At 65.4% G+C, this 11,901-nt stretch carries 12 protein-coding genes and 1 pseudogene; 5 read left to right on the top strand and 8 right to left on the bottom strand.

Annotated elements, in window-relative coordinates:
• The 3 genes from QM685_RS21345 to QM685_RS21335 all read left to right on the top strand — a co-directional run.
• A partial coding sequence (locus QM685_RS21345; RefSeq protein WP_415119018.1) for a transcriptional regulator occupies positions 1 to 494 on the top strand: 494 nt, incomplete at its 5' end.
• Between the two features lie 178 nt (positions 495 to 672).
• Positions 673 to 1,191, top strand: a complete 519-nt coding sequence (locus tag QM685_RS21340; RefSeq protein WP_415119016.1) for an RNA polymerase sigma factor — start codon at positions 673 to 675, stop codon at positions 1,189 to 1,191.
• Positions 1,188 to 2,015 (top strand): anti-sigma factor family protein, encoded by an 828-nt coding sequence (locus tag QM685_RS21335; protein WP_415119014.1) that lies wholly within the window; start codon positions 1,188 to 1,190, stop codon positions 2,013 to 2,015. The genes QM685_RS21340 and QM685_RS21335 overlap by 4 nt, the downstream gene beginning before the upstream one ends.
• Here QM685_RS21335 and QM685_RS21330 read toward each other — a convergent pair.
• Positions 1,982 to 2,915 (bottom strand): annotated as a pseudogene (locus tag QM685_RS21330) (helix-turn-helix domain-containing protein). The gene QM685_RS21335 and the pseudogene QM685_RS21330 overlap by 34 nt on opposite strands.
• Positions 2,916 to 3,143: 228 nt before the next feature.
• On the opposite strand from QM685_RS21330, the gene QM685_RS21325 reads away from it, so the two are divergent.
• Positions 3,144 to 4,049, top strand: a complete 906-nt coding sequence (locus QM685_RS21325; RefSeq protein WP_415119012.1) for an NAD(P)H-binding protein — start codon at positions 3,144 to 3,146, stop codon at positions 4,047 to 4,049.
• A 46-nt stretch (positions 4,050 to 4,095) separates the two neighbouring features.
• Positions 4,096 to 4,287 carry a hypothetical protein gene (locus QM685_RS21320; protein ID WP_415119010.1) on the top strand — a complete coding sequence of 64 codons (192 nt, stop codon included), beginning with the start codon at positions 4,096 to 4,098 and terminating at the stop codon, positions 4,285 to 4,287.
• A 34-nt stretch (positions 4,288 to 4,321) separates the two neighbouring features.
• Here QM685_RS21320 and QM685_RS21315 read toward each other — a convergent pair whose 3' ends face one another.
• The 7 genes from QM685_RS21315 to QM685_RS21285 form a co-directional block, all read right to left on the bottom strand.
• Positions 4,322 to 5,152 carry a CmcJ/NvfI family oxidoreductase gene (locus tag QM685_RS21315; RefSeq protein ID WP_415119008.1) on the bottom strand — a complete coding sequence of 277 codons (831 nt, stop codon included), beginning with the start codon at positions 5,150 to 5,152 and terminating at the stop codon, positions 4,322 to 4,324.
• Positions 5,153 to 5,198: 46 nt separating this feature from the next.
• Positions 5,199 to 5,438, bottom strand: a complete 240-nt coding sequence (locus tag QM685_RS21310) for a hypothetical protein (protein WP_415119006.1) — start codon at positions 5,436 to 5,438, stop codon at positions 5,199 to 5,201.
• A gap of 142 nt (positions 5,439 to 5,580) precedes the next feature.
• Positions 5,581 to 6,819 carry an MFS transporter gene (locus QM685_RS21305; RefSeq protein WP_415119004.1) on the bottom strand — a complete coding sequence of 413 codons (1,239 nt, stop codon included), beginning with the start codon at positions 6,817 to 6,819 and terminating at the stop codon, positions 5,581 to 5,583.
• Positions 6,820 to 7,087: 268 nt separating this feature from the next.
• The gene (locus QM685_RS21300) at positions 7,088 to 7,843 is read right to left on the bottom strand and encodes an SDR family NAD(P)-dependent oxidoreductase (protein WP_415119002.1); all 756 of its coding nucleotides are present in this window, start codon (positions 7,841 to 7,843) and stop codon (positions 7,088 to 7,090) included.
• Positions 7,844 to 8,540: 697 nt separating this feature from the next.
• A complete protein-coding gene (locus QM685_RS21295) occupies positions 8,541 to 9,902 on the bottom strand; it encodes an MFS transporter (RefSeq protein WP_415119000.1) in 1,362 nt (453 codons plus the stop codon).
• Positions 9,903 to 9,977: 75 nt separating this feature from the next.
• A complete protein-coding gene (locus QM685_RS21290; RefSeq protein ID WP_415118998.1) occupies positions 9,978 to 10,988 on the bottom strand; it encodes a Gfo/Idh/MocA family protein in 1,011 nt (336 codons plus the stop codon).
• Positions 10,989 to 11,007: 19 nt separating this feature from the next.
• The gene (locus QM685_RS21285) at positions 11,008 to 11,895 is read right to left on the bottom strand and encodes an amidohydrolase family protein (protein WP_415118996.1); all 888 of its coding nucleotides are present in this window, start codon (positions 11,893 to 11,895) and stop codon (positions 11,008 to 11,010) included.
• Positions 11,896 to 11,901 lie beyond the last annotated feature (6 nt).

The following is an 11,901-nucleotide window of genomic DNA, read 5'->3' as shown; positions in this document are numbered from 1 at the left end:
CCTTCGCGCGCGCGCGGCCGGCCGGCCGCGTGCGTCGAATGCTCAACGTGCTCGCGGCGCTCGCGCTGACGCTCGTGGTCCTGAGCGGCTGGCTCGCGGCGGCCCAGGTGTCCGCGCAGGCGCTCGACAACGCCGCGGTGATGGCACTGGCCCAGGCCACCGCGCGGGCTTTTCCGGCCGCGTCGCCGACCCGCGCCGATCCGTCCGCGCCGGATCTCAGCGCGATCGGAATGCGCCTCGTCGAACAACGCGTACTGCCGCTCGGGCCGTTGCAGCGCGCGAACGAATTCGTTTATCTGAACGGCGACCAGCAGCCGGTGGTGCTGCTGTCGGCCGCGGCGCCGTTCGCGCGCGCGCAGCCGCAGTGGTCCGCGCGGCGCGTCGGCGAGCTGCGGCTGTTGACGTGGACCGCGCAGCGGCAGCGCTTCGTCGTGGCGGGCAACGCGCGCACCCACGGCCTGATGCGCGTCGCCGACGTGATGACCGCGCGGTAACGCCGCTGAAAGCCGACGAAAAATCGATCCGGCAAAGTCCGCGGAATAAAATGCGTTCACGGATGTTTACAGGTCGAATACGCGAGGCGCCGGCGGCAACCGCGGCCGGCCCCGCGCGCATCGATACCGACCCGAGTGAACCCGATGCCGACCCCAAGCCCCAGAACCGGGACCCATCATGGATGTCCGTGACGAGCTGATGGAACACGTGCCGCGTCTGCGGCGCTATGCGCGGGCGCTGATCAACAATCGCGAACTCGCCGACGACCTCGTGCAGGACACGCTCGAACGCGCGCTCGCCCGCACCCGTCTGTTCCAGCCCGGCACCGATCTGCGCGCGTGGCTCTTTACGATCATGCACAACGTATTTGCGAATCAGGCGCGCAAGGCGTCGGCGCGCGCGGTCCACGTCGCGGTCGACGACGACAGCATCCCCGAAAGCGAGCTTGCCGTGCCGTCGGGCCAGACCCGCTCGCTGGAAATGCGCGACCTCGACTACGCGTTGCAGCGTCTGCCGGTCGAGCAGCGCGAGGTGGTACTGCTGGTCGGCCTCGAGGAAATGAGCTATGCCGACGTCGCGCTTGCGTTGAACATCCCGATCGGCACCGTGATGTCGCGGCTGTCGCGCGGACGCGAACGGCTGCGGGCCTTGATGGCGGGCACCCAGCCCGGTGCGAAATTACAGGTGGTGCGATGAGCGAGCCGCAAATGCCGATCGGCGAAGAAGATCTGCACGCATACGTGGACGGCACGCTGTCCGGAGAGCGCCGTGCCGAAGTGGAGCGCGCGCTCGAACAGAACCCGGAGCTGGCCGCGCGCGTCAGCGATTATTTTTCGCTCAACGGCATGTTCCATGAGCGCTACGACCGCGTGCTCAGCGAACCCGTGCCGAAGCGTCTGCAAACGGGCGCGCCGCGCCGCTCGCGAATTGCCGCGGACTGGCCGCGCTACGCCGCGCAGTTCGGCGGCATGGCGGCGATGCTAGTGCTGGGCATCGGAATCGGCATGCACAGGAGCGATCTGATCCCGCCGGTCGCGCTCGATCACACCGATATGCAGGCGGTCAGCGCGGACAGCGCCGAGAATTTCGCGCGCCAGGCAGCGCTCGCGCACGTGGTCTACATGCCGGCGATCGACCGGCCGAGCGACATGAGCGCCGATCACGAGCAGGATTTCGTGCAATGGCTCGCGGACCGGCTCGGCACCCAGGTGCATCCGCCGATGCTGTCGAAGAGCGGCTTCATGCTGTCGGGCGGCCGTCTGCTGCCCGGCGCCGACGGCCCGACCGCGCAGTTCATGTACCGCGGACCCAACGGGGAGCGCGTGACGCTGTGCATCTCGCACCGGCGCGAGAACTCGAACACGACGGCGTTCAAGCTGTATCAGTCGGGGCCGGTCAATGTGTTCTACTGGGTCGACGGCGATTTCGGCTATGCGGTATCGGGCGGAATCGATCGCAAGACGCTGTTGCAGCTTGCGCATGATGTTTATGCGCAATTGACGGGGGTGGCGCCGGGTTGATGGGAGTGGGATGGCGGGGTGCCGGCGCCGCGCAGTTCGCGCGGCGTCACGCCCAGCAAACGCCCGATCCAGTGAGCCATATGGCTCTGGTGCGCAAAGCCGGTATCGAGCGCAATCTGGCTCGCGCTGAGCCGGCCTTCGAGCAGCAGCGCTTTCGCGCGCTCCACCCTGCGCTGCACCACGTACTGATGCACGGGCACGCCGAGCGTTTCGCGAAACAGCGCCTTGAAGTGCGGCACGCTGAGTTGCGCCTGCGCGGCGAGGTCGTCGAGCGTCAGACGCTGGTCGAGATGCGCGTCGATAAATTCGATCACGCGTGCCGCCGTGCGCGGCGCAAGTGTGCGCCGCCGGTTGCCGGACTCCGGCGCGCCGCCGACCAGCCGCACCACCATCGCCGTGCACAGACCTTTCGGCGTAGAGTGGATCGGACGCGTCGTCTGCCTCGAGCTCCGCGCGCAGCGCCCATGCGAGATGCTGAAAGCGCGGATCGCGCATCTGGAAGCGCGGATGCAGTTGCGCGTCCGACGATTTCAGCGCCAGTTGCTCGACGGTCCGCTGCGCAAATTCCACGGCGAACCATACGCTGAAAATCGTGCAGGCGGCGTCATCGGTCCATTGACCTTCGAGTCCCGCGGGGATCACGTCGGCGTCGCCATGCGCCTGAATCCGCGCGAGGCGGCGCGCATCGCACAGGCAGCGCGCCGTCACCGGCGCACCGACATGCACGCCCACCCGGTGATGCCGGAACGCCGGCATCCGGTGCAAACCGGCCGACACGTTCACCAGTTCCGCGCCGAAGCCCTGCCAGCCGAGCGCCCGGCTCGTGCGCACGGCGACGCGAGAACCGCTGTGCGGCGCGGGCGCGGATATCGGGCTGGCTGCGGGTGTGATGGCGTTCATCGCTGTTCTCCTGGCGGGCGGCGAGATCCGTGCATTGTGCGGTGTTTTTTGCGGTTTCGCTGAAGCTACGGGATTCCGTGGTGTCCGGTACCGCCGAAGCGATTCGCACCACTTGCGCCGCCTCGCTGCAAAAAATCATCCGGATCCGCGCAACGTCATCCGCATCTGCGCGCTTTGCCGGCAACACGCTCCTACGATGACGCCATACCGATCCCCAGGGAGCACGACGTGTTCGTCATTTTTGGAGCAGCGGGCCACGTGGGCCGCGCAAGCGCGAGCGCGCTGCGTCGCGCGGGCCGCGATGTGCGCGCGGTGGTTCGCGACGCGGCGCAAGGCGAAGCGCTGGCGGCAATCGGCTGCGAGATCGCGCTCGCCGATCTGAACGATGCGGAATCGGTCGCGCGCGCGATCGACGGCGCGCAGGCGGTGCAGTTGCTGTGTCCGCTGCCGCGCGCGCATGACGATCCGGCTGCCGCGATGCGGCGCATGATCGACGCGAGCGTCGCCGCGTTACGCGCGGCTGCGCCGCCACGCCTGCTCGCGCTGTCCGACTATGGCGCCGAACACGCGGACGGCACCGGCATCACGACACTGTTCCACTACCTCGAAACACAGTTGCGTCCCGTCGATTCGTCGCTGACGTTTCTGCGCGCCGCGGAGCACATGCACAACTGGGCGCGCGTGCTGCCCGTCGCGCTCGAACGCGGCGTGCTGCCGAGCCTGCATCATCCGCTCGACAAGCTGTTCCCGACCGTCGCCGCGCGGGACGTCGGCCAGCTCGCGGCCGAGTTGCTGGCCGACGCACGGGTATCGCGCGCGACGCCGCGAATCGTCAGTATCGAGGCAGACCGGCGAGTTAGCGCACTCGACGTGGCACGCACACTGGAAGAGCTGGCGGGACGGCCGGTCGTGGCGCAGGCGGTGCCGCGCAACGACTGGAGCGCCGTGCTACGCGGCGCCGGGCTTGGCGAGCGGCACGCACGATTGATCGTCGATCTGTACGACGCGCACAACGCGGCCCGTATCGATGTCGAAAGGAATGTCCGCGAGCGACGCTTCGGCGCGACGACGTTGAAAGAGGTACTGGCGGCGCTGGTCTCGCGCGTAGCCGGCGCCGAAACGGCGGCGCGTTGAGAAGCACGAACACAGCACACAGGACGTTCAATACAGGAGAGAGAACATGCCCACCTGCCCGTTGCGGCGCGCCTTCATCGATACCGGATCGGGACAATGCCCGGCTCGCCGGCCGGGCGACAGCGCGCGGCACTGGCTGCATATAGCGATGACGCTTTCGAGCCTGCTCGGCTGGCGCGCGCTGACGGATCTGCTTGACGCGATTCCCGACAGCAACGACGACTTCGGGCTGTTCTGAGTTCCGTGATTTGAGTCACACGCGGCGCGCCGACTCAGAAAAACAGCAGCGAACGCAACTCGATGCTGCGTCGCGGCCGCGCGTCGGGCGGCGACGACGGATCGTCGAACGCCGTATGCGCGGTCAGCCGCGCAATGCCGTCGCCGGCCGAATCGTAGATTTTCAGCAGCAGCACCTCGTCGGGCGTCATCAGCGGAAAGTAGTACCAGTGGTGTCGTGGATCGAACACGAATGCGTAGGTTTCGCCGACCTTGTCCGGGTAGATCAGATCGGACGGAACGAGATCGTTGAGCGCGATGCTGCGCGAATCGCACAGCGCGAGCGGCGACGATTCGACCGGCCAGCCGACCGGCCGCCACAGGTTGACGATCGCCACCCGGCCCTTGAGCAGTTCCGCCGCCTCATGCGGCGGCAGATGATCGCGCACGCGGCGCGGTCCCGACACGAAGGTCTGATCGTTGTGAACGTACTTGACGGGCTCGCGTACGCTGCTCGCTCGCGCCGTGCGGCCATCGCGCAGCGTGTGATCGAAGATGACGACACGCTTCGCCCCCGTCCAGCGCCTGAGCAATGCTTCAGATTCCGGATAGTAAATGCGCTCGATCGCGGCGGGATCGGAGAAATCGTTGAGCGCGCTTGCATGACGGCGCAGTTCGAAGCCGTTGCGATCGAGCGACAGACCGCCAGGCGGCGGCGTCAACCGCGCATTGGCGACCTTGACACGCTCGGTCCGATAAACGCCACTGCGCCGCGGCACACCGGCGGGCGGATCGTATGCATAGGTGGCGGGTTTTACGCCGTTGGCGACGAGGTAGTTCAGGTCGGCTTCAACCACCCCCGGTTGTTCGACGACGATATCGCTCATGGTTTGCGCTCCATCACGTGCGCTCGAAACGCGCCGGGCCGCACTGTCAATCCGGCGCGATGTCCCCGATCACGTGAAACGATTCGAGCGTGTACCCCATGTTGAAATACCCCGCGCGCGCATAAATCGCGATCCGCTCGAGGCGCTCCGGATCGTCGTGCCGCGCGGCGTACGCGTCCCGCGATCGGGCCGCGATCCGCTCCGTATCGTGATGAAGCCGTTGTCGCACGGCTTCGAAGGGGCGGAACACGGTCCGCCGACAGATCGATGCGAGGTTGATTGACATCGTGCGTGCTCCTGCTCGTGGCATTCATCGAATCTAGTCACGGGCGCACGCTTGTGCAAACAAGCATTTGTGCAATGCTTTGCGACGCGGATGCAATGTCCGCGCGGCGTTTTTGCGAGGGTTCCTGGACCGCCGGTTTGCGTCAGTCGGGCGACGCGTCGCAGGCGGGATCGAGAGAAGACGCCCTGGCCGGCCGTTCCGACACAGCAAGCCGTTGCAGCGTCACCATGCCGAGCAAAGCGAGTCCAAGTCCCAACGTGAAGTCAGCATGGATTCCCGCGCGGTCGACGATGGTGCCTCCCACTGCCGACCCCAGCGCAATCGCCACCTGGATCACGCTGACGAACATGGCCGACCCTGCTTCGGCCATGTCTGCCGTATCGCGCTGAATCCATACGCTGAAGCAGAGCGGGAGTGCTCCGAACGCGATTCCCCACAGCAGCATCCCCGCGGTCTCGCCGATCGGCGAATGCTCGAGCAGCAGCATCGACGACATCGCGCCCAGCAACAGCAATGCCATCGCGGCGACAGACTTCTTCAGATGGTCCGACACCACCATCGAAGTCAACGCATTGGAGAAGAAGCCGATCAGGCCGAAGCCGAAAAGCAGCAGCGTGATGGCATTCAACGAGAAGTCGTGTTCCAGCAGCGGAGCAATGTACGTATAGGTCGAAAAATGCGCGCCAAAGACGAGCGCGACCATCAGCATGCTCAGCCTCGTGCGAGACCGGCGCAGCAGTGTCCTGAAGTCCGCGATCCGCAACGCCGATGCCGATGGCAACGAAGGTACCAGCCACGCCTGCGCCAGCAACGCGAGCGACACCAGGCCCGCGGTGGCGGCGAACGCCATGCGCCAGGATGCAAACGACGCGATAAAGGTCCCGAGCGGCACGCCGATGACGGTTGCGCAGGTGACGCCGGTCAGAATGGTAGCCGTCGCCCTGGCCGCGTCTTTTGCCTGCACGAGTCGCGGGGCGGCCGCCGTCGCCAGCGTCCAGAAGCCGCCCAGCGCGGCGCCGAGCAATGCCCGTCCCACGAGCATGACCGCAAGGTCCGGGGCGACCGCGCACACGACGTTCGCAATCAGGAGCGCCGCGGTGAGAAGCAGAAAAACGTAGCGGCGGTCCATGCGGCCGGCGCCGACTATCAGCGTCGGCGCGAATATCGCGGCCATGACACCGGGCGTGGTGACCATGAGACCGGCGACACCGGTCGAAACGCCCAGGTCGTGTGCGATCTGCGGCAACAGTCCGACCGGCAAAAACTCGGCCGTTACGAACGCGAACGCACTCACGGCGACGGCGATGACGGATAGCCATTGACCCGTGGACGTTGAACTTCCCTCCGGAGAGGCTGAAGTCGTAGATGTATCGATTTGCATGAGGACGCGAATGCCAGGTTGAAGCCTGACACTCTAGGCAGGGTTTCCGCCCGGAAAAAGCATCATCCGCTGAAAAGACTAGCTGGCGTGGCTGAACAATGTGGGCGCGGCGGCTGCTTGCTCATTCGATAACCGGGCGGTCTGCGATTGCAGCGCTCTCGATCGCTCGTTACATGGAGTCGGCCTTGTCGAGTGCGTAGGGCCTAATTTCCGTCCGGGCGTGGTTTCCTCTGCGAGTGCCGGTTCCGTTGCCTGCATTCTCATCACGCTAGAACGATTCGTTGAATGGCCGCAGATCGATTTCCTGCGACCACGCGCTGCGTTGCTGCCGGTGGAGGTGCCAGTACGCGTCGGCGATGTCTTCGGGTTGGAGCAAACCGTCCGGTCCACGTTCGGCCACGCGTTGCGGCGCGGAGGTACGCAGACGCTCGCCGTCGATGCCGCCATCCACCACCACGTGCGCAACATGTATGTTCCGCGGACCGAATTCGCGCGCGAGGCTCTGCGCGAGCGAGCGCAAGCCGGCTTTGGCGGAAGCGAATGCGGCAAACGGCGGTCGGCCGCGCAGCGACGCAGTTGCACCCGTGAACAGCAGAGAACCCCCTCCGGCCGCCAGTAACGGTCGCAACGCCGCACGGGCGAACAGGAAGCCGCCGAGCGTCGTAACACGCCATGCCGCCTCGAATTGCGCGGCACTCAGTTCGAGCGTCGGCGCACGCGTTGCGCCCGCGGCGTTGAAAATCGCGACCTCGAGCGTGCCGTGTCCAGCGAGTTGCCCCGCAATGGCGGCGAGATCGCTCTCGCTCGTGACGTCGCCGGGCAACGCACAGGCCCGCCCTCCAGCACGCTGGATTTCGTCGACGATCGCATCGAGCCGCTCGCGAGAGCGCGCTGTCACCGCGACGCGCAAACCCTCCTGAGCGAAACGGCGCGCGAGCGCCGCCCCTAATCCGGCGCTCGCGCCCACCCCGGCAATCCATGCGACACGCGCGGTCGCCTCGTCGTCCCGGACAGATTCGGTCATTGCACTCTCCTTCGGATCGTCGCCGCGACACGACAGATGTAGCGGCGCCAGGCGCATGTGCCCATTACGTCAGCATAGGCGCCAGTTGCCGATCGTTGAAATATTTAATCGTGGGGCACATGAAGGCGCCGAGGCGAAGCCGATGAGACATGTGCCGATTTCCGTTGCTGACTGGTCGCGACAGTTTAGTCCCGTGTCGCCGCGGCTATGCGGTGATTAAACTCAAGCAAGATGCGGGGCGATTGAGCCAGATCCCAAATGTGAGTGGACGGCCTTCCAGGTGCACAGAATGGAGCGCTCCGCGGGACGCGTAACGCCTGAGGATTTCGGCGACCGCCGCGAAGTGTCGCAGCCCGGCGAGCGGCCGCATACTGGAGAGGTTCGGACTATTTCAGACTCAAGCTCGGGCAGCCGCCCGCAATCTGTCGAAATCCCCACCAGGTGCGTCGCGCTGGCCGATCGAGCCGGACTCGCACCCTGGGCGGAACCTCTCCCGGGTTGCTTACCCCACCGCTTCGCCAACCATCGGTACCGCATGTGTTTGCTCGCAAGTCCCCACTCTCGCCAAAGAATGCCCGGAAACGGTCGCGGATATCGTTCATGCCCAGTGCCCCCCGGAGTCGACCACATACACGCACGTGGCCCCGTGCGGCGGCTTCGATCCACTCAGTACGAACGACGCCTTGCGTTTGCGGCTTCACGCCGCGTGTTTCGGTGCGGTGGTCTCTGCATTGACGTCACCCGGCAGCTCGATACGCTTGATGTCACCGAGAATAAAGACATACGAGGCCGCACCCAGCAGTGCGACTGCGCCGATGAACATGAGCCCCCAGTAGAAAGAGCCGGTCAGCGCCACGATTGCGCCGATCACGATCGGCGTGACGATCCCGGCGATGTTGGCCGTGAAATTGAAGATGCCTCCGGTGAGACCCATCAGCCGCTTCGGCGCGATGTCGGGAACGATCGACCAGCCCAGCCCGCCCATGCCCTGACCGAAGAATGCCAGCGACATGACCGCGATGACGGCCGCATCGCTCTTCACGAAGATAGCCGCCACGATGCTCGACGAAAGCAGAAGCCCGGTGATGATGGGCAGCTTGCGGGCCACGTTCACGCGCCCGGTGCGCCGCAACAGCAGATCGGAAAGCCAGCCGCCGAACAGCACGCCTACCGACGCGCCAAGGAACGGCAGGATGGCGAAGAAGCCGATCTTGAGCCACGCCATGTGACGCTCGGTGACGAGGTAAGTCGGAAACCAGGTGAGAAAGAATACGACCGTCGAATTGCCCGCGAACTGCCCGATTGCCGCGCCCCAGATTGCGCGCCGGCGAAGCAGGCTGCCGACGTCGTGCCAGGAAAACGCACGCCGCGCATCGGCTGTCGTTGCCAGGCCGCCGCCCGCGCCGATGTACTCGCGCTCGGCGTCGTTCATCGTGGGCGATTCGTGCGGCTCGTGATAGCGCAGCCACCAGACGAGCGCAAACACCAGGCCCGCCGCGCCGACGATCACGAACATTGCGCGCCAGCCGAATGCCGCGATGATCCAGAACAGGAGCGGGCTGAATACGGCGAGACCGATATACTGCCCCACCTGGTAAATGCTGGTCGCCCGCGCCCGCTCACGTTGCGGAAACCAGTGGCCCACCACGCGGCTATTGGCCGAAAAACACGGCGACTCAGCAACGCCGAGGCCCAGCCGATAGATCATCAGCGAGACGAGCCCGCCGGACAGGCCGTTAAGCACGATAAACGTCGACCAGCTCGCCACCGCCATGAAATAGGTCTTCCGCGCGCCGAGCCGATCGAGCAGCAATCCCGCGGGAATCTGGGAAAGCGTGTAAGTCCACGAAAATGCGGAGAACACGATACCCATCATTCCCACCGACAGGCCGAGATCTTTGCTGAGGCTCGGCGCGGCGATACCCAGCACCGTGCGATCGAGGTAGTTGATCACGGTGCCGATTGCGAGCAACGCGAGAATCGAGAAGCGTGTGCGCGAACGGCGCGCCGGTGCGAGCGACAGATCGTCGGTGGACGATAGCGTTGCCTCGGTTTTCATGTTTGTCTCCAATATTGAAAGTGCAGACGTCTTCGCTGCGTCTGTTACGTTCACCACCGGACGCGCCGGGTCCGCTTACACGCTTTCCCAGTTGCCGGAGCGAATGCTGCGCGCGATGGCTTCGAGCGTCGCGACGGTATCGATCGATTCGGCTTCCGTACTACCGTTCCAATGCTCACGGCCAAGCGCCACCGCACGCGCGTAATTCTCCGCTTCAGCGAGAAAGCCACTGCCGCCCGCAAACGCAATCGTTTCTCTCGGCGTGCTGGACGGCACGCCCCGGCGCAGATGAATCTCAGGCGGACCGGCCTCGGGCGGGCTGTTGAGGAACGTGGTTTCGAGAATGCCGTCGGTGCCGGCAATCAGCGCGTGGCGATGGTAGGCCGTATTGAAACTACATGCGATCTGGCCCAGCAGACCGCCCGGGAATTCCAGATTCGCGATCACCGTGAGATCGACCTTCGTTTCCGACCAGCGCGCGATGGCGTTCACCCGCGTCGGCTTCTCGCCGGCCACCATGCGCACCATGTTCGTTGCATAGCTACCCGCGTCGAGCAATGCGCCGCCACCGCGCTGCGGATCGAGCCGGATATTGGCGGGGTCGCTGAACTTCACGCCAAAGCAGGCAATGATCGTTTGCAGCCGCCCAATGGCGCCTTCGTCCAGCAAACGACGCAGCGCAAGCGTCTGCTCCTGCGCGCGATAGGGATAGGCCTCGGCGAGGAAGACGCCGTTGCGCCGCGCGGCGTCGAACATGGCCAGCGTCTCGGCTTTCGAAACGGCAATCGGCTTTTCGCACAGCACATGCTTGCCGGCTTCGACGGCCTTGATGACCCACTCGGCGTGCAGCGTGTTGGGCAGCGGCACGTAGACGGCATCGATATCCGGATCGTCGAGCAGCGCCTCGTATGAGCCGTGGGCACGCGGCACCTCGAGTTCGCTCGCGAATTGCGTGGCCTTTTTCAGATCGCGGCTCGCCACGGCGACCACATCGACGAGCGACGAAGGCGCGACGCCCGCGATAAACGAGCGAGCAATCTTTGCGGCACCGAGCACGCCGAAGCGCAGAGGTTTGATATTTTCCATGATGTCCTGAACAGGAAAGTTAGGAGGCGAGTGATTCGAAGCGGTCCCGATGCCATGACGCATCCCCGTCGGGACGCTGCGCATCGAAACCGAACAGCCGTCGCGGCGTGTCCCACTGGATCTGTCCGCGGATCGCCGCATCAGGCACGATCGCCTCGAACAGCGTCAGCAGCGGGCCATAGTCGAGCCGCTCGGGTGCGCGCAGAAACGGCCAGTCGGAGCCCCACACGCAATGCTCCGGTCCGAATGCGCGCAACAGCGCGTGCGCGTAGGGCCAGGTGTCTTCGTAGGGATGCGGCGCGCGGGAGTATTTTTGCCAGCCCGAAAGCTTGACGTTCACCCTGCCGCTCTGAGCGAGACGCAACAGCGCGTCGAAGCCCGCCTGGCCAATCCCGTCCTTGCTGTTCGGGCGCCCGCAATGATCGACCACGATCGCCGCGGGCTGCCGCGCGAGCCACGGACCCAGCGCGCTCATCTGGTCGCCGCTCACCTGCACCTGGGCGATCATGCCGAGATCCGCCAGCAACCCAAAAAGAGGGCCCGCGCCTGTCACGAGGTCGATGCCCTCCATCGCGGGATTGAACGCCACCCCGACCACGCCCGTGCGACGCAACGCGGCAAGCTCGCCGCGGCTAATATCGTTGTCGACCACGGCCACGCCGCGAAAGCGTCCTTCCCAGGTTTCAAGCGTGTCGATCAGGCAGCGGTTGTCGGTCCGATATCCGCTCGTCGGGCCGACCAGCAGTGCGTGGCGCACACCATAGGCGTCCATGACGCGCACGAACTGCGTCGGCGTGCCCACCTCCTGCTGCGCGGGCCGATAAGCGGTGTCGTCGCGATACGGAAAGCGAACGGGATCGAACACGTGACAATGGCAATCGATCTTGTCGTCGTCGAATACGGTCATGATGTT

The organism is Paraburkholderia sp., assembly GCF_047605525.1.
Classification (GTDB): Bacteria; Pseudomonadota; Gammaproteobacteria; order Burkholderiales; family Burkholderiaceae; genus Paraburkholderia.
The sequence above is the reverse complement of the archived record's forward strand: the minus strand, read 5'-3'. Positions and strand labels throughout refer to the sequence as shown.